This window comes from Arthrobacter sp. (assembly GCF_031179985.1).
In the GTDB taxonomy this organism is placed as follows: domain Bacteria; phylum Actinomycetota; class Actinomycetes; order Actinomycetales; family Micrococcaceae; genus Arthrobacter.
In genome coordinates this window covers 124,034-146,119 of sequence record NZ_JAPSHJ010000001.1, presented here as the reverse complement: position 1 = coordinate 146,119, position 22,086 = coordinate 124,034, and the positions used below count along the sequence as shown (strand labels likewise).

The window sequence follows — 22,086 nt, the reverse complement described above, 5'->3', positions numbered from 1 at the left end:
GCCTCATCTGCGAGGCTGGAGAAATACCCGGGGCTGATCCCTCCAGTTGGGCTCCAGCTCAGCCAGGGAGTGGCGCATGATTTTGTCTGCCGCTTCCCGTGCGCCCGCTGAATCTGCTGCCGCGATGGCCTCCGCCACCTCTCTGTGCCACCCCAGGGCAGCTTCACTGGGGTGATCGGGCATCAGTCCAAGGACAGTCCGGCCAGTCAGAGTCTCGGCCACCTGCCCCACAAGATTTGCAAACATTTCATTGCCCGAACCTGTCAGCAGCAAGGAATGAAACCGGATGTCCAGGTTCAGGAACTGAGGGAGGTCGCCTGCCTCGCCTGCGGCTTTCATGGCGTCGGACACTTCAAGGAGCTCTCTTCGAAGGGCCTCCGGCGCATTGAGGGCCGCAAGCTCTGCAGCTATTGGTTCAACCGCCGAACGGAGCTCCGCAAGTGAGCGAAGTTGGGCTCCGCGGGCGTCCCCAGCCAGACGCCACCGGATCACAAGCGGATCGAACGGGTTCCAGCGATCGGCAGGAAGCACCCGGATGCCAACTCGCTTAATTGTTTCGACCAAGCCGAGGGACTGCAGGACCCGGACGGCCTCGCGGACCACTGAGCGGGAGACTTTGAGTTCATCCTCCAGTTGCTCAGCCAGGACAACATGGCCTGCGGGAAGGTTTCCTCCGACGATGCTGGTCCCCAAATGTTCAATGGCACGATGGTGGAGGCTGGTTGACATAGTGGTAAGCATAATCGTGCCCGTGTTGTTTCCTTCAGCTGGTTGCCGGCAGTTCGGAAGAGGTGCCCGGGCAGGCGTTGGGCCTTTTATGACGCAAAGCCTTCCAGTACGTGGGCTGAACTTCCCCGTACTGACCGGCAATACATATGCTTTATTCATATCCACTGGTTCTCAAACTGTGTTCCGCAGGAAGTGCGGGACTGGATGCATACCTGCACATGAATGAATTGGAGTTTTGATGTCTGCACACATCGGTGTCACCGGCCTCGCGGTCATGGGTGCCAACCTGGCCCGAAACCTGGCCAGGAACGGCTTCACCGTTGCCCTGCACAACAGGTCCGTGGAGAAAACGGATGTTCTGCTGGAAAAGCACGGGCACGACGGCGATTTTGTCCGAACCGAAACCCTGCAGGAGCTGGTTGATTCCCTGGAGAAGCCGCGCCGCGTGCTCATCATGGTCAAGGCGGGCAAGCCCGTCGACTCAGTGATCGAGCAGCTGGAGCCTTTGCTTGAGCCCGGCGACATCATCATCGACGCCGGCAACTCGCACTACGAGGACACACGTCGCCGGGAAGCTGCCCTTGCTGCCAAGGACCTGCACTTTGTGGGCATCGGTGTTTCCGGTGGAGAGGAAGGCGCCCTCAACGGACCCTCCATTATGCCCGGTGGCTCAAAGGAGTCCTACGACGCCCTCGGGCCGCTGCTAGAGAAGATCGCAGCCCAGGTCGACGGCAAGCCGTGCTGCGCGTGGATCGGCACTGACGGTGCCGGCCACTTCGTAAAGATGGTGCACAACGGCATCGAATATGCCGACATGCAGGTTATTGGTGAAGCGTTCGACCTGCTCCGTTCGGGGGCGGGCATCGAGCCGGCTGAACAGTCGAAGATCTTCGCTGAGTGGAACCAGGGTGATCTCGCTTCGTTCCTGATCGAGATCTCGGCCGAGGTTCTGGGCCATGTGGATTCCAAGACGGGTCAGCCGTTTGTCGACGTCGTCGTGGACGCCGCCGGCCAAAAGGGTACCGGCCGCTGGACCGTCATTTCCGCGCTCGAACTCGGTTCCCCGACGTCGGGTATTGCCGAGTCAGTTTTCGCCCGGGCACTGTCCTCCCAGTCGGAGCAGCGCAAGCTGGCGCAGGAGCTCCTTGCCGGTGAGGAAATCGACGTCGAGGTTCCCGCTACGTTCGTTGAGGACGTCAGGCAGGCCCTCTATGCCTCCAAGCTTGTCTCCTACGCCCAGGGCCTGGACATGCTGACCTCCGCCGCCAAGGAATACGGCTGGGACCTCAAGCTGGACGAGATCGCTTCGCTGTGGCGGGGCGGCTGCATCATCCGCGCCGAGCTGCTCAAGGAAATCACCAAGGCCTACGCAGCCGAGGAGAAGCCCGCAAACCTGCTCTTCGCACCGGCGTTCACCAAGGCAATCGCCGAGGTCCTTCCGGCGTGGCGCCGTGTTGTCGCCACTGCAGTTCAGCTGGGTATCCCCGTTCCGGTATTCTCCTCGTCGCTGGCTTACTATGACGGCCTGCGCCGCAAGCGCCTCCCGGCCGCTGTGATCCAGGGCCAGCGTGACCTGTTCGGAGCCCACACCTACGGCCGTGTTGACGCCGAAGGTACATTCCACACCCTGTGGGGCGAAGACAAGTCCGAAATCGCGGCAGTGGATACCCACTAGTACCTGCCGTAAACAGTACGGCCGGCGACTCCCGGGTGGGAGGCGCCGGCCGTTTCGTTTTGCGTAAGTGGTTCGAGGTTCCGGGAAGCTGTCAGATCCGGTATTCGATGTAGTACTCGGCAGGGTCAACCGCTGCCTTTGTTTCCCGCTGGGCATCCCGGTGGCGCCATGTCGCAGGAACGCCGGTGACGATCGATTCAGCAGGTGCATCCTTGACGACGACGGCGTTGGCACCCACCGCACTGTCGCGCCCGATGGTGATGGGGCCCAGTATCTTGGCCCCAGCACCGATGGTGACGCGGTCGCCAATGGTGGGGTGGCGCTTAACTTTGGCCAGGGAACGCCCGCCGAGGGTCACACCGTGATAGATCATCACGTCCTCGCCGATTTCTGCAGTCTCGCCGATGACCACGCCCATGCCGTGATCGATAAAGAACCGTCGGCCGATTGTGGCTCCGGGGTGGATTTCGATGCCTGTGAGGAACCTGGCAAGTTGGGAGATCAGCCGGGCCGGAAAGCGCAACGAAGGAGTTTGCCACAGCCGGTGGGTCAGGCGATGTGCCCAGATGGCGTGCAAACCGGAATATGCGAAAAAGTTCTCAAAAGAACCTCGAGCCGCCGGGTCGTGTGACCGGGCGGCGTCGAGGTCTTCCTTAAGTCTTGCGAAAAAGCTCACAAAGGTCTTTCTACAGGAAACGGGGGAGAGCGGGCGAAGTATCAGCCGCGGATATCGTCATAGAGCACGGTGGAGATGTAACGCTCGCCGAAGTCGCATACGACTGCCACAATCAGCTTGCCTGCGTTTTCCGGGCGCTTCGCCAGTTCCAGGGCACCCCAGACAATGGCTCCCGAGGAAATGCCGCCCAGGATGCCTTCCTTGACGCCGAGTTCGCGTGCGACCCGTACGGAATCTTCCAGGGTTGCGTCCAGGACCTCGTCATAGACGTTGGTGTCCAGGATTTCCGGAACGAAGTTTGCCCCGATTCCCTGGATTTTGTGCGGGCCGGGTGCGCCGCCGTTGAGGATGGCCGAGTCTTTCGGTTCCACGGCGACGATCTGGACGCCGGGGTTACGCTCCTTCAGGACCTGCCCGACGCCGGTGATGGTTCCGCCGGTGCCGATGCCGGACACGAAGATGTCGACCTTGCCGTCGGTGTCCGTCCAGATTTCTTCGGCCGTGGTGGTGCGGTGGATCTCAGGGTTTGCCTCGTTGGCGAACTGCTGCGCCCAGATGGAGTTCTCGGTGTTGGCGACAATCTCCTGCGCCTTTTCCACTGCCCCGCGCATTCCCTCAGAACCTGGCGTGAGCACAATCTCCGCACCAAAGGCCCGGAGCATGACACGGCGCTCTGTGGACATGGTTTCGGGCATGGTCAGGATGACCTTGTAGCCGCGGGCTGCGCCCACCATTGCCAAGGCGATGCCGGTGTTGCCCGACGTTCCCTCGACGATGGTGCCGCCGGGCTTCAGAGCACCGGACTTCTCGGCTGCGTCGATGATGGCAACACCGATACGGTCCTTGACGCTGTTGGCCGGGTTGTAGAACTCGAGCTTGACGGCCACTGTTGCATCAAGGCCGTCGGTCAGCCGGTTGAGCCTGACCAAGGGGGTGCCGCCGACCAACTGGGTAACGTCGTCATAGATCCGTGCCATGTATCTGAGCCTGTTCTCTGAGGTGGGAATACTGAGGTCAGCCTAACGAGGCCCGGGAACCCTTGCTAAGCGTTAAGCCATGCAGAGTAATATTTCCGGGCCTTTGCCAGCTTGGGGTTGATGATGACCTGGCAATAGCCCTGCTCAGGATGCTTGCCGTAGTAGTTCTGGTGGAACTCCTCGGCGACGTAAAATCGCGGCAGCCTGCTGACCTCCGTAACGATCGGGTGGGACCACAGCGCCTGGTTACGCTCAATCGCCTCCTCAAAAAGGATCTTCTCTTCCGTTGTCTGGTAGAACATCGAGGAACGGTACTGAGTGCCGACGTCGTACCCCTGCCTGTTCAGCGTGGTGGGATCGTGCAGGGCAAAAAACATGTCAAGGATGACCTCTGCAGGGATCACCTCCTCGTCGAAGGTAACGGCAACAACCTCAGCGTGTCCGGTGGTACCGGCACACACTGAGTAGTAATCGGGATGGGGATCGTGGCCTCCGGTGTAGCCGGAGACAACGGAGCTGACACCCTTGGTGATCTGGTAGACGGCGTCAAGGCACCAGAAGCAGCCTCCGCCAAGTACAAACGTTTTCATGTCCTCTTCAATGGTTGAAGCAGTCCGATGATTCCCGGACAACCTTACGAGAGTGCAACGCGTGCAGTCGAGGCCCTGCAATAGGGTAAAAATGGGGGTATGGAACCAGTGAACACGGATGTTTCAACGGCGCCCTCCGCGCAGGGCACGCCCACCCCGGACCCCACAGGGACTGAGAACGTATCCATGACACCCACGCTGGGTGAAATTCTGCTCGCGGTGGAGGAACTCTGGCCGGAGTCCCTCGCAGAAGAATGGGACGAAGTTGGCCTGGTAGCCGGGCATCCGTCGTCGTCGGTCAAGCGGATCATGTTCGCTGTGGATCCCACCCTGGAAGTCATCGAAGAGGCCATTGAATGGGGCGCCCAGCTCCTGATCACACACCACCCCCTGCTGCTTAAGGGCGTCAACTCTGTCGCAGCCACCACGCCCAAGGGTGCAGCCGTCCACCGGCTGATCGAGTCCGGTACTGGGCTTCTCACCGTTCACACCAACGGTGATTCCGCCGTCGGAGGTGTCTCGGACGTCCTTGCTGATGCCCTGGGTCTCCAGAATGTTGTCCCGTTGATGGCCGCCGCAAACGGCCTGCCTGAAGAAGGTATTGGCCGCGTGGGCGATCTCGCCGACGTAATGACCCTGGGGGATTTTGCCGCACGGGTGTTCGGCATCCTTCCTTCAGTTGCAGGCGGCGTCCGCGTCTCCGGGGACAAGGACGGCCTGATCCGCAGGGTCGCCGTCTGCGGCGGGGCAGGGGACTCCCTTTTCAACGAGGTCAGAGCCAGCAACGCCGATATCTACGTTACGGCCGACCTGCGCCACCACCCTGCGTCAGAAGCGCGTGAGGCCGCTGTTAACGGCAGGCCCTACCTGATTGATGTTTCACACTTCGCCAGCGAGTGGCTGTGGCTGCCGGCGGCCGCGGAAGCACTGGGCAACGTCCTGAACGACCAGGGCCATGAGGTGGAAATCCGGGTGAGCACTACCAACAGCGATCCGTGGGACTTCATTCTGACTCCCGGCTAAGCCTGAGGTGCGAGGGGCCCCGGGTGAGCGCAGCGAGGCAGGGGAGCAGCGCAGGCGCTAGAGTCTAGAGAGCGCCGCACGGCGTCCGGCTCCGGCCGGTTGGAACAAGCGGAGGTATCAGTGGCCAAGGCAGCACCGGCGGAACAGTTGAAGTTGCTGGAACTTCAGGGGCTTGACGCCAAACTCAAGTCACTGTCCAACCGCCGCCGTACCCTGGAAAACGATCCCCGCATCACGGACCTTGAGGCGGCCCTTAATGTCGCCAACGGCGAGCTGGGGGCGGCCAAGATGGCCGTTCACGACGCCGAGACGGAGCTCAAGCGCTCCGAGGACGACGTCGAGCAGGTAGCCTCGCGGATCGCACGGGACGAAGCGCGGCTGAACAGCGGCACGGGTTTGTCAAAGGACCTTGTGGCGCTTCAGAAAGACATTGCCTCGCTGAACAGGAGGCGGTCAGACCTGGAGGACGTTGAACTCGAGGTAATGGAACGACTCGACGCCCTGCGTGAACGTCAAGCGGTCCAGCAGCAGATCGTGGACGATATTAAGGCTTCCTTCAGCGTGATCCGGGCAGAACTGGATGCTGCCCTGGCTGAAGTCTCTGCTGAGGAGCACACAGTTTCCGCCCAACGGTCCGCTTTCGCTTCCGGACTCGACGCCGGGATGCTGGCGGTCTATGAAAAGACCCTCGCCAAGAGGGGAGTCGGGGCTGCGCGGCTGTTCCACGGCAAGTCTGAAGGTTCGGGCATGCAGCTCAGCCCGGGCGACCTCGCCGAGATCAAGGCAGCGGCAGAAGACGACATCGTGTTCTGCCCGGACTCCGGCTGCATCCTTGTCCGCTCGGCCGAGTGGGCCTAAGGCCCTCGCGAGCGTTATAGGTCCCCTAGCCCGGCAGGATGATGTTGAGCGCGTGAGCCTTGCGGGCCGTGCCTTCAATGAGTTCACAGCTCCACTTCTCGGCGGCAGCCTTCAGCAGCTGCGCCGGAGTACCCGGAGCGTTCCCTCGCCGCGTCAGCAGGTGGCGGGCCACCTCACCACGGGTGTGCTTGGCAAAGTGGCTGACCACCTTTCGCACTCCCGCCACCTCTGTGAAGACATTGACCGCTACCGTCTGCCCGGCCGGCGGCGCCCAGGCCGCGGCGTACGTGCTTGAGCGGCAATCCACGAACAGCTCGGCCACAGTGAGGCTGGCCAGGGCCTCCGTAATCCTGGGCTTCCAAAAGGAAGCCAGGCGTCCGACGTCGGGAAGTGCAGTTCCCATGGATAACCGGTAGGCGGGCACACGGTCATCGAAACGAATGGCTCCCCACAGCGCCGAGATGACCAGCACCGAGTCATGCGCCTTTTTCCGTTGCGCCGGAGTGAGGGACTGGTAACCCAGTGCGTCGTACAGCACGCCTGAGTAGACCTGGTGAGCGGGGGCCGCCGGTTCCCGGTGCAGGCGGGTGTTGCGGTCGACGTCGTCCTTCAGCGATGCCCCAACGCCCAGAAGGGAGAGGGCATCTTCATGCGCGCTCACAGTACCGAGTGCCTCCAGTACCTCAGCACGATGGGTATTCAGTTCGGGGAAACTCAGGCTGGGCCAGTGGACGGCGTCGCCGCGGACGGCGGGAGTCTTGCCTTCGGAAGGGGGGAGCAGAATCAGCACCGTACGATCTTAGGGGCCGCAATGGAGGCCGCCAAAGATGACAGGGGCCAGGCCGTGGATCAGCGGTCCAGCCGCTGGAGCGGCTGCCCGTAGAATGGAATGTGGATGGGTTGACCAGGCGGCCGCGCGTCACGAAAGTGGCTCGAGGAACGTCCGGGCTCCGCAGAGCAGGGTGGTGGGTAACGCCCACTCGGGGTAACCCGCAGGCCAGTGCCACAGAAAACAGACCGCCTGCAGTCTGGTTGTGTTCGCACAGCCGGACGGGCAGGTAAGGGTGAAACGGTGGTGTAAGAGACCACCAGCTTCCCGGGTGACCGGGAAGGCTAGGTAAACCCCACCCGGAGCAAGGCCATACAGGGCGCGTTTGAGGGCTGCTCGCCCAAGTGCCCGGGTAGGCCGCTGGAGGGCGTCGGCAACGGCGTCCGTAGATGGATGGCCGCTACTCCCGTGCCGGTAACAGCGCGGGAGCACAGAACCCGGCGTATCGGTCAACCCATCCACACAACGCGCCTGGTTCCCCTGTGAGGCATGGCTTGCCTGCCCATGTGAGTGACTTCACGCCCAGCCGAGGCGGGAAGTCAAGCCCTTCGCCTCTAGAATGGCAAGTGAACGTAGAAGTTCTGCCGCCGGATCTGCGTTTTGCAGCGGCGGTTTTTCTTTGCGCTTCTCCAAGGCATCCGGGGTGGACCGAATCCCTGCTGGTGCCTGCGCCCCGGAACACCTCCGGCGGCCGACATCTTCATACGAAGACGTATGCAGTTGACCCAAGGAAGGTAGTTCTGTGAGCCAGACGTCAGATTCTTGTCTTGATACGTGGATGGGCCGGGAGGCACTTGCCGAGGCCATGATCCCCGTGATCGGCCGGCTGTACCGCGAGAACAACGTGGTCACCAGCATCCACGGACGCAGCCTGATCAACAAGTCCACGATGAACATCCTGAAGGCACACCGCTTTGCACGCCGGATGAGCAAGGACGAACTGCTTCTCGAAGAGACAGCCCCTTTGCTTAATGTTCTGTCCGAGCTTGAACTGGGGGCCGCGGCAATCGACATCGCCCGCCTCAACCAGAAGTTCAAGGTCGAGGGCAACGGCGCCACGCTCGAAGAGTTCCTGCGCGACGAACTTTCGGACATCGTGGGCAAGCACGGAGGCGATGACCGCACCAGCACCGACGTCGTACTTTATGGTTTTGGACGCATCGGCCGCCTTCTTGCCCGCCTGCTCATCGAAAAGGCCGGTGGCGGCCACGGCCTGCGCCTCCGCGCTATCGTTGTCCGCCGCGGCTCCGACAACGACCTCGCCAAGCGGGCCAGCCTGCTCCGCCGTGATTCAGTGCACGGTTCCTTCGAAGGCACCATCCGTGTTGACGAAGACAAGAACACCATCACGGCCAACGGTGTCCAGGTTCAGGTCATCTACTCTGACAACCCTGCCACTATCGACTACACCATCTACGGCATCCACAACGCACTCGTGGTGGACAACACGGGGCGCTGGCGCGACGCCGAGGGCCTGTCCCAGCACCTGCAGAGCAAAGGCGTTTCCCGCGTGCTGCTGACAGCACCCGGCAAGGGCGATCTGAAGAATATCGTTCACGGCATCAACCACGGGACCATCCTGGACTCGGACAAGATCGTCACCGCGGCATCGTGCACCACCAACGCCATCACTCCGGTCCTGAAGGCCATCAACGACAAGTACGGCGTGGTCCACGGGCACGTCGAGACGGTTCACTCCTTCACCAATGACCAGAACCTGATCGACAACTTCCACAAGGGTGACCGCCGTGGCCGTTCGGCCGCGCTGAACATGGTGATCACCGAGACCGGTGCTGCCAAGGCCGTGGCGAAGGCCCTGCCTGAGCTGTTGGGCAAGCTCACGGGCAGCTCCATCCGCGTACCCACGCCGGATGTCTCCCTTGCCATCCTGAACCTGAGCCTGGAAAACGGCACCACGAAGGAGGAAGTCAACAACTACCTCCGCGAAATGTCCCTCCACTCAGAGCTGCGCAAGCAGATCGACTACATCGACTCTCCTGAAGTTGTGTCCACCGACTTCGTCGGATCCCGTCGTGCCGGCATCGTCGACGGCCTGGCCACGATTTCCAATGAAAAGAACCTCGTGCTGTACGTCTGGTACGACAACGAATTCGGCTACAGCTGCCAGGTAGTCCGCGTCATGGAGGAGATGGCCGGAGTCAATCCGCCGTCGTTCCCGGCCAAGGAGCCGGCCTCTGTGCTTGCGGCCATCGCCATCTAGCATTCGGGAGTTTCCCGGCTGACACTCTGGTATCAGCCGGGAAAGGTGCCCAGAATGGTGTCATGGATACAGACTCAGCTCTCGGGGAACACGACACCACCCTTGAACATGCGCTTGACGTAGCCCGCGCCAACCACAAAGAAGCCAAACGGCTGTTGGATCAGGCCCGTGTGGCGCATGCTGCCGGCGAAATCGGTGACGAGAGGATCAGGCAGCTCGAGGACCTGATGAACCTCGCCGAAGAAGACCTGCGCAGGGTGACAAGGGAGCAGTAATCCAAGGCTGCGTACCAGGCTGGTCATGCCTTCGCCTGGCACTGTTCCTCCACACTGTGGATAGCCCCGGAATTGTCGGTGGCCTGCCCTAGGCTTTTTGGGTGCCCCACAGACTTCCGCTACAAAGACTTCCGCTTCATCTAACCCGGCCGTGTCTCAGAACGGGCATGGCGGGACAGCCATGACCATCCACTGGTCGGCTTACCGCCGTGCCCGGCGCCGTTCCCGCCAGGCGTGGGCCGTACTGTCCGTCCTCATACTGGGTATCGTCTTTGTCGTCGGCTGGTTCTTCACCGCCGGACAATTCGCCATCGCGGAGCCCCGCGTCAATGGGCCCTCGGAAGTTCCGGTGCTGGACCCAGACTGGATGAAGCCCGTAGTTCCCGTGCAGCCCGTTCCTGTCGGAAGCGCAGCCAGAGCCCTGGAACAGCTGCCCGTTAAGGGCCGGGCACCCAAGACCGACTATGACCGCAGCGCATTCGGGCAGGCATGGTTCGACGCCGACCACAACGGCTGCGACACCCGCAATGACATTCTCAGGCGCGATCTGACAGGGGAGTTGTTCACGGAGGGCTCAGAGTGCAAGGTCATCAGCGGCGATTTCCACGAGCCCTACACCGGATCCATGGTCTCTTTTCGCCGAGGCTCAGAGAGCAGCATGGCGGTCCAGATCGATCACGTAGTGGCGTTGGCGGATTCCTGGCAGAAAGGCGCCCAGCAGCTGACGAAGCAACAGCGGCAGAACCTGGCCAACGATCCCCTGAATCTCATTGCGGCTGACGGCTCCGCCAACCAGGAAAAAGGCGCCGGGGACGCAGCAACCTGGCTCCCCGGCAACAAGGCTTTCAGATGCCACTACGTAGCCCGGCAGATCTCGGTCAAAGCGGCCTACCGGCTCTGGGTGACCCAACCCGAGAAGGACGCCATGAAGCGGGTGCTTGATTCCTGCCCCTGGCAGCAGACCATTATGGCGAAATGAGCCGCGTCAGTGCCCGAATGGGTCAGTGCCCGAACGGATCAGGGTCCACGCCGGGCATCCAGGTAAGACCCGGCACGCCCCATCCGCTCTTCTTGGCCTGCTTCAGGGCCTTGCGGGCGTACCTGTCAATCAGACGGTTCACGTACAGCTTGCCGTCCAAGTGATCGTATTCGTGCTGGATGACGCGGGCGAACCAGTCAGTGGCTTCGAAATCAACTGGCTTGCCGTCGCCGTCGAATCCCTGCACCCGAACCCACTCAGCGCGCTTTAGCGGATACTGCCCGCCCGGGAAGGAGAGGCAGCCTTCGACTTCCTCATCCGGATCGGGCAGGGCCCCGGAGACCTTGGACAAGGTCAGGACCGGGTTCACCACCACACCGGTGGGCGGGACATCGTCATCGTTGGCGAACTTATAGATGAAGACCCGCTTGCCGACGCCGATCTGGGGAGCTGCGAGCCCGACGCCGTTGGCGGCGTCGTTGGTTTCGAACATGTCCGCAATGAGACTGTGGAGTTCGTCGTCGAAGACGTCGACCTCGGCGGCCCGGCGGTGGAGTACCGGCTCGCCCCAGATGGTGATCGGCAAAACGGTCATCTCGGCGGATTCCTTCAGTGCAGGGGCAACAGAAACAACAAAGACCGTACCGGATTCCGGTACGGTCTTTGGCGAAAGCCGGCAAGATACCGACTTTCATGAGGGTGAGCGACGGGGGTTGAACCCGCGACCTCCTGGACCACAACCAGGCGCTCTGCCAACTGAGCTACGCCCACCATGCGCCCTGTCATGCCTTCCGGCGGACCGGCTGGCTGAAAAGGCAACGTCAAATAGTTTACCTGCTGTCAGGGGGTGCTTTTGCCACTTTTGCGTGTTTTGCCAAAAATTCCCTCGAACGTGGTGCAGATTACTTTTCCTGTGCTGCCGGGGAGCTCACAGCCGAGGCTGTGCCGGGTGCCTCAGTGGCAGGAGTGTTGCCGGCCATCACCGCCTTGGAGATCCTCTGGGCTGTGGCGCTGTCCGGTCCGGGGGCGGGAACAAAGACAGCCTCGCGGTAGTACCGGAGCTCATCGATGGAGTCCTTGATGTCGCCGAGGGCCCTGTGACCGCCAAGCTTGGCGGGCGCCTGGAAGTAGGCGCGCGCAAACCATCGACGGGACAGCTCCTTGATGGTGCTGACGTCGATGACCCGGTAGTGCAGGTGCTCCACCACAGAAGGCATGTCCCGGACCAGGAAGACCCGGTCCGTACCCACCGAATTTCCTCCCAGTGGTGCCTTGCGGGCGTCGGGCACCCATTTGCGGATGTATTCCAGGATGGCGTTTTCGGCTTCGGCCATGGTCTTCCCATGGGGCAGCTCCTCGAGGAGGCCCGACCGGGTATGCATGTCGCGGACAAAGTCGTTCATCTGGGCAAGGGCGGAATCATCCGGCTTGATCACGACATCAACGCCGTCGCCAAGGATGTTCAGCTCGGAATCAGTCACCAGTGCGGCCACTTCAATGAGGGCGTCATTGACGGGGTCCAGGCCGGTCATTTCGCAGTCGATCCAGACGATGCGTTCGTTAGATATAGGCACCCGTCCAGCCTACCGTTACGCTGCCTTGGGCCCGTGCGATGCTAGGATTTTTGGGTACGCGGCGGGATCAATTACCATGCTGCACTCAGTTTTGGGCCGGTAAGCCCGCCTGGGCTTTCGGCGGAATCCTGTCCCACCAAACAGATTGGACGCTCCTGAGATGACGGCGCCTGTACCCGCTTCGGGGGAGCTGGCTGCCGTTAAGTCTCCCGAGCCGGCTGTGGTTGAAGTCGACAACCCGGCGTCTCCGCTGCTGGCAGGTTTTGTCGGATCCCTATTTATGGCTTTTGGATCTGTGGGAGTGGGATGGCTGGCCCAGGCATCGGAGCTGTGGCGGCTGCCGCTCTTCATCTGGATGCGCACAGAGGGGCTTGGAGTCGCCCTGTCCATTGTTCTGCTGGCGATCGGTGGCATGCTGCTGGTTCGCGCATGGCTTCGACTGGGACAACGTGTGAAGGTCTGGGGGCCTGCCGCCCGGAAAGCCACACTCCAGGCCGTGGCTCTGTGGGGCCTTCCGATGATGTTGTCGGTGCCGCTGTTCAGCCGCGACGTCTACGCCTACATTGGTCAGGGCCGGCTTATGGTGGAGGGCTTTAATCCCTATGAGAACGGGATCTCCGCCTTGTCCAACTACTTCCAGTTGGGCGCCGACAAGATGTGGACGGAGGCCCCGGTTCCCTACGGTCAGCTGTTCCTCTGGATCGAACAGTTCGTGGTGTGGTCTACCAATGTCCACCCGGAGGCGAGCATCATGCTGTTCCGGCTGGTGGCACTGTGCGGCGTCATCCTGTGCATCATTTACGTCCCCAAGCTGGCCGAACTTCACGGCGTCAATCCACACCGCGCATTGTGGCTGACTGCGGCAAACCCGCTCTTCCTGACCAACTTCATTGCCAGCGTGCACAACGATGCGTTGATGATTGGACTGGCCCTGGCCGGGCTCTACTACTGTGCCACCAAGCGGATGCTCCTGGGACTGGTGTTGGTCACTTTGTCCATATCCGTCAAGCCGATCACCATAGTTTTCCTGCCCTTCATAGGTCTGCTCTGGGCTGGAAAAAACGCAGGCTGGGTGAGGAAATTCCTCTTCTGGGGACTCACCGCAGCGATCAGCCTGGGGATTCTGTATGCCCTGAGCCTTGTCAATGGTTTCGGCTTTGGCTGGATCAACGGCCTCTCCGCACCCGGCAGTATCTGGATCTGGTACGCCCCCGTGGGTCTTTTGGGGCTGATCGTCGCGTCCATTTTCGACGCCTTCGGCCTTGACGGCTGGGCACTGGCGAAATGGGTCTACGACGCCGGAAAGGTCCTGGCGCTTGGAATAGTCGCCTGGCAGATCTTCCGCGGGGACCACGACCGCCTCATGCGGCGCCTTACGCTGGCCTTCGCCGCCATCGTCGTGCTGGCCCCGATGATCCAGTCCTGGTATGTCGTGTGGCTGATCCCGCTTTTTGCGGTCACAGGCATCCGTGATGACTGGCAGGTTAAAGCGCTGTATTTCATCGTCTCGTTCTTCATGATCTACGCCATTTCGGACCAGTTGGATGTCTTTCCCTACCAGGCTGAAGATCTGGGCCTTGCTCTTGCCTTGGCACGTATTGCTGCCGCCGTCATAGCTGTGCTGTTTGCCCTGTACCTGATTTTCCTCGATCCCAGAACCAAATGGCTCTTTACCAAAATGCACGAGCCGATCACTACGCGCCCTGTCATTTGAGCGCCCTGACACGTCCGGAGAGCCAGTAATGTCCATGATCAAGAGCCCTGATGAGATCGCTCGGATGAACGAGGCGGGGAGGGTGGTGGCCAATGCATTGGCCGCCGTGAGGTCGGCCGCGGGAGTCGGCGTCACACTCAAGGAGCTGGATGAGGTGGCAGCGTCATTAATTTCCGACGCCGGGGCTACTCCCGCTTTTCTGAATTACCACCCGCGGTGGGCCAGTGTGCCGTTTTCCGGGGTAATCTGCACCAGCGTTAATGACGCTGTGGTGCACGGCGTGCCGAACGAATACAAGCTCCAGGACGGCGACTTGCTGAGCGTTGACTGCGGGGCGTTCCTGGACGGTTGGTGCGGTGATGCGGCGGTCAGTTTCATCGTGGGTACAGCCAACCCGGAGGACATCGCGCTGATCGAGGCGACAGAGGCCGCACTGGCGCGCGGAATTGACGCCGCCAGGGTCGGCAACAAAATGGGGGACCTGGCATATGCGATCGGTGGGGCTGCGCGGAGGGCAGGTTACGGCTTGCTGGCGGATCACGGCGGACACGGCATCGGCCGGACCATGCATGCGGAGCCTGCTGTCCCCAACGAGGGCAGGCCCGGACGTGGCATCAAACTCACCGAAGGGTTGGTTATTGCCATTGAACCCATGCTGATTCTCGGGGGCAAGGATGACTACTACCACGACGACGACGAGTGGACCTTGCGGTCCGCAAGTGGGCGCCGTGCCGCGCACAGCGAGCACACGGTGGCAATAACCGCCGATGGCCCTGTCATCCTGACGCTTCCTTAGCGCAGCCGGCCCAGCATTCCGCCACGTAACCATTGCAAGCCGGTCTCCCAATTCGCACTATAGTGGTTAGCGCTAACAGCCCTCAGTCACAAAGGAACGCCATGGCAGTCACAGAGCAAAACATCAGCTTCGGGCCATACACGGCCATTGTGACGTCAAGGAGCGGGGCCCTCAGGGAACTGCGCCATGAAGGCCGCGACCTGGTGATCAGCTTCGGTCCGGAAGGTGACATTCCCGATTACCGCGGAACAATCTGTGCCCCTTGGCCCAACCGCCTGGCTGACGGTGTGTACAGCTTCCAAGGAGCGCAGTATCAGGCTGAGATCAATGAACCGGAGCGCGGCACAGCGCTCCATGGGCTTGTTATCGGCAAGACCTGGGAAGTGCTTGATCACGGACCTTCTTCGATCAGCCTCGGCACCGCCGTGACAAGCGGGCCAGCTTATCCCGGGGATCTGGACGTCACCGTCACTTACGGGCTGAAGGAAGACGGGCTGCACAGCACCGTCCGTGCGCGGAATACTGGAGACCAAGCCGCTCCCTACGGTGTTTGTCCCCATCCTTATCTCGTTGCAGGGCCTGCCCCATTGGACGAATGGACACTGCAAATGCCCGCGGCTGCCTTCCTGGAGGTCACCCAGGACAGGCTGCTGCCGGTGCGGACGGCGACAGTTGACGGGCATGAATTTGATTTCCGCAGTGAAAGGCCCTTGGGATCGATAGAGATTGACCACGCCTTCACCGATATCGACATGTCCTCCGGCTCTGCGTCCGTCCGCGTCTTTGACCCTTCAGGCTCAGGCGTCGAGCTCGAATGGGACGATCAGTGGCCCTGGTTGCAGATCCACACCGCTGACAAGCCGGCAGGTCCATCGAGGCTGGGGCTGGCAGTGGAACCCATGACCTGCCCGCCGGATGCCTTCAACACCGGCGTGGATGTCGTCGAATTGGCCCCCGGTGCTACTCACGAGGCCACCTGGATCATCAGGGCACTTAGCCGCTGACCTTGTCCAGCCTCACCACGGCGCGGCCCGGCGTCGTGGTGTCCAGGAGCCTGAAGCCGGCGGCCAGGAACAAGGACAAAGGGCCGTGGTAGAGGTCGGCGGCACCAGCCTTAGGCCTGGCAGCAGGGTCGACCGGGTAACCCTCCACCATGGCGGCACCATGGGTGAAGGCATGTTCCACGGCAGCCTGCAGTAAGGCCGCCGCAATGCCCTTGCGGCGGTGTCCGGGGGCGACGACGAAACAAGTGACTGACCATATGTCGCCGGGAACGGGAAGTTCAGCCAGACGCGGAGCCGCCTCGCGCATCAGCTGCGAACGTTCAATGCGGGGATAGCAGGATCGGGGTTCCACCGCGCACCATCCCACCGGTGTGCCCTCGAGGTAGGCCATGACCCCGGGCTTCGGTTCGGGGGAGTCGAAACGGGCGCGTAACTGACTTTTCCGCTCCGCTGAAGAGGTGCTGTTGTATTCAGAGGCAGTCAGCGTGAAAAACCGGCACCAACAGCGGGAGGGATCACCGCGCACTCCAAACAGGGTCTCGACATCGGGCCAAAGGGCCGGGCCAGTGGTGACGGCTGAATCCGGAACATCGTTCATCTTCGGCATGCCAAAAGGCTAGACGCCCTGCAGGCCGTTGACTACTGTCCGTCCCTGACAGTAGCGGGAGTTGCCTCAGCGATTGATCCGGCTTCCGTTGAGATCCAGCCGTGGCCTTGGAGCCATCGTTCACATAGCCCGGTCCATTGGCTGATGCTGGCGTCATTGGAAGCCATGCCCAAACCATGGCGGCCTTGCGGAAACACATGCAGTTCCGTGGGGATGCCGGCCCTGGTCAGAGCTGAGACGTAGCGCAGACTGTGTTCGGCATCCACTGCTGCGTCATCTGCCGTGTGCCAGGCGAACGTCGGGGGTACGGTTCGAGTGACATTCAGCTCCGCTGACAGGTTTCTGAGCGAAAGGGCGGAGGGTGAGGCGCCCAACAGGTTGTCCACGCACCCTTGGTGCACGGCAGACGTGAACGAAACCACTGGATAGCAGAGGACGGCGAGATCAGGCACAGACCCATGGGTATCCAGCGAGGCGTCTCCGGTTGCAACGGAGGTGGACAGTGTTGCGGCTACATGACCCCCGGCAGAAAAGCCCAGAACCCCGACCCTTTCTGCATCCACCGGCAAACCATGCGCGCCTGACCGGATCCATTGCACTGCGCGTTTGGCGTCTATCAGCGGAGCCGGGTGCCGGTGCGGTGCAGTCCGGTACCGCAGCACAAAGGCATGCATACCCAAGGAGGCGAGCCAGCGCGCAACTGGTTCCGCCTCGTGTTCTGCATGGTGGGCATAACCGCCGCCGGGGAGCACCAGTATGGCAGGCACCGCATGATCTGCCGGAGTGTCCGCAGCGACTACTGTCATTCCTTCCGGCGCTTGAAAAGCCTGGGCTACGGGGTCCATTGCGTGCTCCGACGAAGCTTGACCTCGCCGGTAACCGCTGGCCCCTGACCGTCACCAAAGTGGGCTGCGCCAGTACTTGCTGGCTGGTGCCCCGACTCGTCCGCCGTCTTTGATCTGGCCAAAGTTTCTTTCCGGCTGTAACCGGCGGTGCTCATGGTTGCCAGGCGGCCGATTTCTTCCAAGGGGAGCCGGACCGTGGAGAGTGCAGGACGGAAATCCCTGAGGGTCTCAATGTCATCGAACCCTGCGACAAGGGCGTCACGGGGAATGCGCAAACCCTCCTCCCTCAATGCAGCAACGGCTCCTATGGCCATGACATCGTTGGCAGCGAAGACACAGAGCCTGGATTTCCTTGTGTAAGCGGGATCTCCGCCGTCCTCTGCTTCCTGGGAGGAGCGGATCCGATCGGCCAATTGTCGTCCGGCGTCATACCCGCCGGCCCGGTTGAAGGACGTATTCACAACCTCTGCCGGGGCACGGCCTGCATTAGCCAGTCCCTTCTGGAATCCACGTATGCGGTCATCCGATGTAACGAGTCCCTCCGGGCCGCCGACTATGACAAACTCCCCGCTGTGGAGTTGGGCAAGTTGGGCCGCAAGCTCGGAGGCAAGCTGCTCGTTGGGAAGTTCCACCAGGTGGTAGCCCTCGGATCTCCCTGCCCCTACTATCGCCTGACCGACAATTCCAACATGACCGCCGTTGCGGCAATACCGGTCCAGCTCGGCGGCCAGTTCGGTGTTGGCCTTCTGATCCTCAGGCCGCGAGGAACGGGAACCGGCGATGACAATCGCATCGGCCCGTCGGGCAGCAAAAGCAGCGACGGCCTCCTTTTCGTCTGCCGGGGTTCCTCCCGTGGTCGCAAGAAGGACCATCTTGTTCTGGGTCTTGGCTACGCTTTGGACCCCTCGCGCGATGGCGGAAAAGTAGGGATCAGCAATGTCATGGACGATGAGGCCGATCAGTCCGGAACTCGACTTCGCCAAGGCCTGGGCTTGTGCGTTCGGAATGTAGCCCAGCTCCTCCGCGGCCTGACGCACACGTTCGGAAACGCCAGGTCCAGGTTTTCGGTCGGATCCGTTGAGCACCCGTGAGGCAGTGGCTGGTGACACGCCAGCCAGGCGCGCCACCTCGGTCAGGGTACTTGCTGCCACGGGGAAATCTCCTGTTCGGCAAAACTTCTGCGTTTTCCACATTATGACAGGTCTGGCGACTTTCAGGAAAGCGCTTGCCAACTCTGGCAGGAAAGGGCATTATGAATGAAACGGGAATGCGCTTTCCCATCACTACTGCGTTACAGCATTGAGCTGTGGAGGACACATGGGCTACGAAACGAAGACGATCCGCATCGCCATGAACGGCATCACCGGCCGGATGGGATACCGGCAGCACCTGCTCCGTTCCATCCTGCCTATCCGGGACGCCGGGGGGTTCATTCTTGAAGACGGCACCAAGGTCCAGGTCGAACCCATCCTGGTAGGCCGCAACGAAGCCAAAATCCGCGAACTTGCTGAGCTCCACAAAGTAGCCGAGTGGAGCACCGATCTGGACGCCGTCATCAATGACCCCACTGTGGACGTTGTCTTCGATGCCTCCATGACCAGCCTGCGTGCCGCCACCCTGAAAAAGGCCATGAAGGCCGGGAAGCACATTTTCACGGAAAAGCCCACGGCGGAGACGCTTGAGGAAGCCATCGAACTGGCACGCATCGGCAGGGAATCAGGCGTTACCGCCGGCGTTGTCCACGACAAGCTCTATCTGCCCGGCCTTGTTAAGCTCCGCCGCCTGGTTGATGAGGGCTTCTTCGGACGCATCCTCTCCATCAGGGGCGAATTCGGATACTGGGTGTTCGAAGGCGACGTCCAGGCGGCGCAGCGGCCTTCCTGGAACTACCGCAAAGAAGACGGCGGCGGCATGACCACCGATATGTTCTGTCACTGGAACTACGTTCTTGAGGGCATCGTCGGCAAGGTCAAGAGCGTCAACGCCAAGACAGCCACCCATATCCCCACCCGCTGGGACGAGTCGGGCAAGGAGTACAAGGCCACCGCAGACGACGCCTCGTACGGCATTTTCGAACTGGAAACGCCTGGTGGCGACGAAGTAATCGGCCAGATCAACTCATCCTGGGCCGTGCGGGTTTACCGCGATGAACTCGTGGAGTTCCAGATTGACGGAACGCACGGTTCAGCAGTCGCAGGCCTGAACAAGTGCGTTGCCCAGCAGCGTGCGCACACCCCGAAGCCTGTCTGGAACCCGGACCTCCCCGTGACGGAGTCCTTCCGCAGCCAGTGGCAGGAAGTCCCGGCAAATGCCGACCTGGACAACGGCTTCAAGCTGCAGTGGGAAGAGTTCCTGCGTGATGTCGTGGCCGGACGGGAACACCGCTTCGGCCTCCTTTCCGCTGCCCGTGGCGTACAGCTCGCCGAGCTGGGTCTGCAGTCCTCGGACGAGCGTCGCACCATCGATATCCCGGAGATCAGCCTCTAATGACTTCCCTGATCCTTCCCACGTCCGACGGCGGAACGCGTGAGTACCGCCTCCAATCGGCTCCGTCCTGGCCTAAGCCGACAGCTCCGCTGACGTCACGCAGGGCCTACGCCGCAGCCCATGTCATTCCGGAAGTAACGGCTGACAACACCCCCGGCGCGCCTGCCCGCCTAGACTGGGAAGCCACCCTGGCCTACCGCCACGAATTGTGGTCCTACGGCCTTGGTGTTGCCGATGCCATGGACACTGCACAACGGGGCATGGGACTGGACTGGGCGGCGACCCAGCAGCTCATCAAGCGCAGCGGTGCCGAGGCGGCGTCGGTCGTGGCAAGCGGAAACGCAGCCACCACTGGAAAGTCCGTTCGTGATCTCGTTTCATGCGGCGCCGGCACAGATCAACTGGACCTGGGTTCGCTGCTCCCCGGCCCGGACGGCATTCAGGCTGTCCTCAACGCCTACCTTGAGCAGATCGCGGTCGTCAGCGAAGCAGGACCCAAGGTCATCCTGATGGCTTCCCGTGCCTTGGCCAAGGTGGCCTCGGGTCCTGATGACTACCTCCATGTGTACGCAACCCTCCTTGCCGAAGTGGACCAGCCCGTCATCCTGCACTGGTTGGGCACCATGTTCGATCCCGCCCTGGCCGGATACTGGGGATCCGATGACGTCGCTCAGGCCACTGAAACCTTCCTGGGCCTTATCCGGGAGCACGCGGACAAGGTGGACGGGGTAAAGGTCTCGCTCCTCGACGCCAGCCATGAAGTGGCACTGCGCGCCTCGCTGCCTGAAGGAGTGCGTCTCTACACCGGAGACGACTTTAACTACCCTGAGCTCATCCATGGTGACGACAACAGCCACTCAGATGCCTTGCTGGGAATTTTCGCCGCCATCTATCCTGCAGCATCGGCCGCCCTGCAGAGCTACGACGCGGGAGATGCGGACAAGGCCCGGGCTATCCTGGACTCCACCCGGGCGTTGGGCAAGCACATCTTCAGCGCTCCAACTTTCTATTACAAGACCGGTATCGCCTTTATGTCCTGGCTGAACGGCAGGCAGCCCGGATTCCAAATGGTGGGCGGACTGCACTCGGGTCGTTCCGTGATCCATCTGGCCCAGACGTTCGAACTCGCTGACCAGGCCGGCCTTTTAAAGGATCCTGCCCTCGCGGCGTTCCGGATGTCCGACTACCTGAGGATCAACGGGGTGGGAGTATGAGCGACTTCTCTAGGCTTTCACTGAACAGTGCCACCACCAAGAAATGGACGCTGGCCGAGGCTGTAGAGGGTTGCGCCCGGGCTGGAATCCCGGCTATCGGCCCGTGGCGGGACCGCATTGCGGAGGCAGGGCTGGAAAAATCGGCCAAGCTGATCAAAGACGCCGGGCTGCGGGTTTCGTCGCTCTGCCGTGGAGGGTTCCTCACAGCACCGGATACAGAGGGACAAGCCGCAGCGTTGGCGGATAACCGTGCCGCCATCTTGGAGGCAGTTGCCCTGGACACCAAGGAGCTTTTCCTTGTGGTTGGTGGGTTGGCCCCGGGGGAGAAGGACGTTGTGGCCGCCCGCCAGCGTGTGGCCGACCGCTTGGAGGACCTGGTTCCTTTCGCCGTCGAGCACGGCGTGCGGCTCGTATTGGAGCCTCTTCACCCCATGTACGCGGCAGACCGTGCTCTCATCTCCACCCTTGGCCAGGCACTCGATCTTGCGGCACTGTACGAGACGGACGCCGTCGGCGTCGCCGTCGACACTTTTCATGTGTGGTGGGATCCGGAGCTGAAAGCGCAGATCCAGCGGGCGGGCAGGGAGAACCGCATCGCTTCCTATCAGGTGTGCGACTTCAACTTGCCCATCGCCGCGGACGCATTGTTGTCCAGGGGCATGATGGGCGACGGCGTCATTGACTTTGCGACTATCGGCACCTGGGTCAGGGATGCCGGCTACACCGGAGACATCGAAGTCGAAATTTTTAATCAGGAGATCTGGGACGCCGATGGTGACAGCGTCCTGGCTTCCATGAAGCAGCGGTACGCGGAGCTTGTTCTCCCGTACGCCTGAATGCCCTGAGTCAGACTGCGGGCCCCTGCTTCGTCACGGCAGGGGCCCGCACACCACCAAACGGTCCTGCATCGCCTTGCGGTGCGGGGCCGTTCGCGTCCCCCGCGCCGCACTGTTGGGCCCGCCGGTAGAGGAGTCTGCGAAGCTCGCCCTCGACACAGCCCCGCAACGGGTTTA

22 protein-coding genes, 1 tRNA gene and 1 other RNA gene are annotated in these 22,086 nt (G+C 61.7%); 13 read left to right on the top strand and 11 right to left on the bottom strand.

Annotated elements, in window-relative coordinates:
• Window positions 1-3 precede the first annotated feature (3 nt).
• The gene (locus RIN13_RS00750) at window positions 4-729 is read right to left on the bottom strand and encodes an FCD domain-containing protein (protein ID WP_309105417.1); all 726 of its coding nucleotides are present in this window, start codon (window positions 727-729) and stop codon (window positions 4-6) included.
• A 238-nt stretch (window positions 730-967) separates the two neighbouring features.
• Here RIN13_RS00750 and gndA point away from each other — a divergent pair, with 238 nt between their 5' ends.
• Window positions 968-2,404 (top strand): NADP-dependent phosphogluconate dehydrogenase, encoded by a 1,437-nt coding sequence (gndA, locus tag RIN13_RS00745; protein WP_309105416.1) that lies wholly within the window; start codon window positions 968-970, stop codon window positions 2,402-2,404.
• Window positions 2,405-2,495: 91 nt separating this feature from the next.
• On the opposite strand, the gene epsC is transcribed toward gndA, so the two are convergent.
• The 3 genes from epsC to msrA all read right to left on the bottom strand — a co-directional run bounded on the left by epsC (window position 2,496) and on the right by msrA (window position 4,647).
• Window positions 2,496-3,080, bottom strand: coding sequence for a serine O-acetyltransferase EpsC (epsC, locus tag RIN13_RS00740; protein ID WP_309105415.1), 585 nt, complete (start codon window positions 3,078-3,080; stop codon window positions 2,496-2,498).
• 41 nt (window positions 3,081-3,121) lie between these two features.
• Window positions 3,122-4,057, bottom strand: a complete 936-nt coding sequence (gene cysK / locus RIN13_RS00735; RefSeq protein ID WP_309105414.1) for a cysteine synthase A — start codon at window positions 4,055-4,057, stop codon at window positions 3,122-3,124.
• Window positions 4,058-4,122: 65 nt separating this feature from the next.
• Window positions 4,123-4,647, bottom strand: coding sequence for a peptide-methionine (S)-S-oxide reductase MsrA (gene msrA / locus RIN13_RS00730; RefSeq protein WP_309105413.1), 525 nt, complete (start codon window positions 4,645-4,647; stop codon window positions 4,123-4,125).
• 99 nt (window positions 4,648-4,746) lie between these two features.
• On the opposite strand from msrA, the gene RIN13_RS00725 reads away from it, so the two are divergent.
• Together RIN13_RS00725 and RIN13_RS00720 are read left to right on the top strand one after the other, a co-directional pair.
• On the top strand, window positions 4,747-5,670 hold the full coding sequence (locus tag RIN13_RS00725) for a Nif3-like dinuclear metal center hexameric protein (protein WP_309105412.1): 924 nt from the start codon (window positions 4,747-4,749) through the stop codon (window positions 5,668-5,670).
• Between the two features lie 120 nt (window positions 5,671-5,790).
• A complete protein-coding gene (locus RIN13_RS00720; RefSeq protein ID WP_309105411.1) occupies window positions 5,791-6,528 on the top strand; it encodes a C4-type zinc ribbon domain-containing protein in 738 nt (245 codons plus the stop codon).
• 25 nt (window positions 6,529-6,553) lie between these two features.
• Here the strand turns inward: RIN13_RS00720 and RIN13_RS00715 are convergent, their stop codons facing one another.
• Window positions 6,554-7,318, bottom strand: a complete 765-nt coding sequence (locus RIN13_RS00715; protein ID WP_309105410.1) for a peroxide stress protein YaaA — start codon at window positions 7,316-7,318, stop codon at window positions 6,554-6,556.
• A gap of 106 nt (window positions 7,319-7,424) precedes the next feature.
• On the opposite strand from RIN13_RS00715, the gene rnpB reads away from it, so the two are divergent.
• The 4 genes from rnpB (at window position 7,425) to RIN13_RS00695 (ending at window position 10,832) form a co-directional block, all read left to right on the top strand.
• An RNA gene (gene rnpB / locus RIN13_RS00710) (RNase P RNA component class A) lies at window positions 7,425-7,818 on the top strand.
• 281 nt (window positions 7,819-8,099) lie between these two features.
• Complete coding sequence (locus tag RIN13_RS00705) at window positions 8,100-9,578, top strand: glyceraldehyde-3-phosphate dehydrogenase (RefSeq protein WP_309105409.1); 1,479 nt, start codon at window positions 8,100-8,102, stop codon at window positions 9,576-9,578.
• A 62-nt stretch (window positions 9,579-9,640) separates the two neighbouring features.
• Complete coding sequence (locus RIN13_RS00700) at window positions 9,641-9,853, top strand: hypothetical protein (RefSeq protein WP_309105408.1); 213 nt, start codon at window positions 9,641-9,643, stop codon at window positions 9,851-9,853.
• A gap of 181 nt (window positions 9,854-10,034) precedes the next feature.
• A complete protein-coding gene (locus tag RIN13_RS00695; protein WP_309105499.1) occupies window positions 10,035-10,832 on the top strand; it encodes an HNH endonuclease family protein in 798 nt (265 codons plus the stop codon).
• 22 nt (window positions 10,833-10,854) lie between these two features.
• Here the strand turns inward: RIN13_RS00695 and def are convergent, their stop codons facing one another.
• The 3 genes from def to orn all read right to left on the bottom strand — a co-directional run bounded on the left by def (window position 10,855) and on the right by orn (window position 12,406).
• Window positions 10,855-11,427 (bottom strand): peptide deformylase, encoded by a 573-nt coding sequence (gene def, locus RIN13_RS00690; protein ID WP_309105407.1) that lies wholly within the window; start codon window positions 11,425-11,427, stop codon window positions 10,855-10,857.
• A 103-nt stretch (window positions 11,428-11,530) separates the two neighbouring features.
• Window positions 11,531-11,603, bottom strand: a tRNA-His gene (locus tag RIN13_RS00685).
• 131 nt (window positions 11,604-11,734) lie between these two features.
• Window positions 11,735-12,406 carry an oligoribonuclease gene (gene orn, locus RIN13_RS00680; RefSeq protein ID WP_309105406.1) on the bottom strand — a complete coding sequence of 224 codons (672 nt, stop codon included), beginning with the start codon at window positions 12,404-12,406 and terminating at the stop codon, window positions 11,735-11,737.
• Between the two features lie 160 nt (window positions 12,407-12,566).
• On the opposite strand from orn, the gene mptB reads away from it, so the two are divergent.
• From mptB to RIN13_RS00665, 3 genes are all read left to right on the top strand, one after another.
• Window positions 12,567-14,120, top strand: coding sequence for a polyprenol phosphomannose-dependent alpha 1,6 mannosyltransferase MptB (mptB, locus tag RIN13_RS00675; protein ID WP_309105405.1), 1,554 nt, complete (start codon window positions 12,567-12,569; stop codon window positions 14,118-14,120).
• Window positions 14,121-14,148: 28 nt separating this feature from the next.
• Window positions 14,149-14,916, top strand: a complete 768-nt coding sequence (gene map / locus RIN13_RS00670) for a type I methionyl aminopeptidase (RefSeq protein ID WP_309105404.1) — start codon at window positions 14,149-14,151, stop codon at window positions 14,914-14,916.
• A gap of 101 nt (window positions 14,917-15,017) precedes the next feature.
• Window positions 15,018-15,920, top strand: a complete 903-nt coding sequence (locus RIN13_RS00665) for an aldose 1-epimerase family protein (RefSeq protein WP_309105403.1) — start codon at window positions 15,018-15,020, stop codon at window positions 15,918-15,920.
• Here RIN13_RS00665 and RIN13_RS00660 read toward each other — a convergent pair.
• From RIN13_RS00660 to RIN13_RS00650, 3 genes are read right to left on the bottom strand one after another with little or no spacing between them, the layout of a single operon-like run.
• The gene (locus RIN13_RS00660) at window positions 15,910-16,527 is read right to left on the bottom strand and encodes a GNAT family N-acetyltransferase (RefSeq protein WP_309105402.1); all 618 of its coding nucleotides are present in this window, start codon (window positions 16,525-16,527) and stop codon (window positions 15,910-15,912) included. The two genes, RIN13_RS00665 and RIN13_RS00660, sit on opposite strands and share 11 nt — an antisense overlap.
• Window positions 16,528-16,559: 32 nt before the next feature.
• Window positions 16,560-17,372 carry an alpha/beta hydrolase gene (locus RIN13_RS00655; RefSeq protein ID WP_375164632.1) on the bottom strand — a complete coding sequence of 271 codons (813 nt, stop codon included), beginning with the start codon at window positions 17,370-17,372 and terminating at the stop codon, window positions 16,560-16,562.
• The gene (locus RIN13_RS00650) at window positions 17,360-18,523 is read right to left on the bottom strand and encodes a LacI family DNA-binding transcriptional regulator (protein ID WP_309105401.1); all 1,164 of its coding nucleotides are present in this window, start codon (window positions 18,521-18,523) and stop codon (window positions 17,360-17,362) included. The genes RIN13_RS00655 and RIN13_RS00650 overlap by 13 nt, the downstream gene beginning before the upstream one ends.
• Before the next feature lie 166 nt (window positions 18,524-18,689).
• Here RIN13_RS00650 and RIN13_RS00645 point away from each other — a divergent pair, with 166 nt between their 5' ends.
• From RIN13_RS00645 to RIN13_RS00635, 3 genes are read left to right on the top strand one after another with little or no spacing between them, the layout of a single operon-like run.
• Entirely contained in the window at window positions 18,690-19,859 is a 1,170-nt protein-coding gene (locus RIN13_RS00645) for a Gfo/Idh/MocA family oxidoreductase (RefSeq protein WP_309105400.1), read from the top strand.
• Entirely contained in the window at window positions 19,859-21,073 is a 1,215-nt protein-coding gene (locus RIN13_RS00640) for a dihydrodipicolinate synthase family protein (protein ID WP_309105399.1), read from the top strand. The genes RIN13_RS00645 and RIN13_RS00640 overlap by 1 nt, the downstream gene beginning before the upstream one ends.
• Window positions 21,070-21,909: a sugar phosphate isomerase/epimerase family protein gene (locus tag RIN13_RS00635; protein ID WP_309105398.1), complete on the top strand. Its 840-nt coding sequence runs from the start codon at window positions 21,070-21,072 to the stop codon at window positions 21,907-21,909. Before RIN13_RS00640 ends, RIN13_RS00635 begins: the two co-directional genes overlap by 4 nt.
• Window positions 21,910-22,086 lie beyond the last annotated feature (177 nt).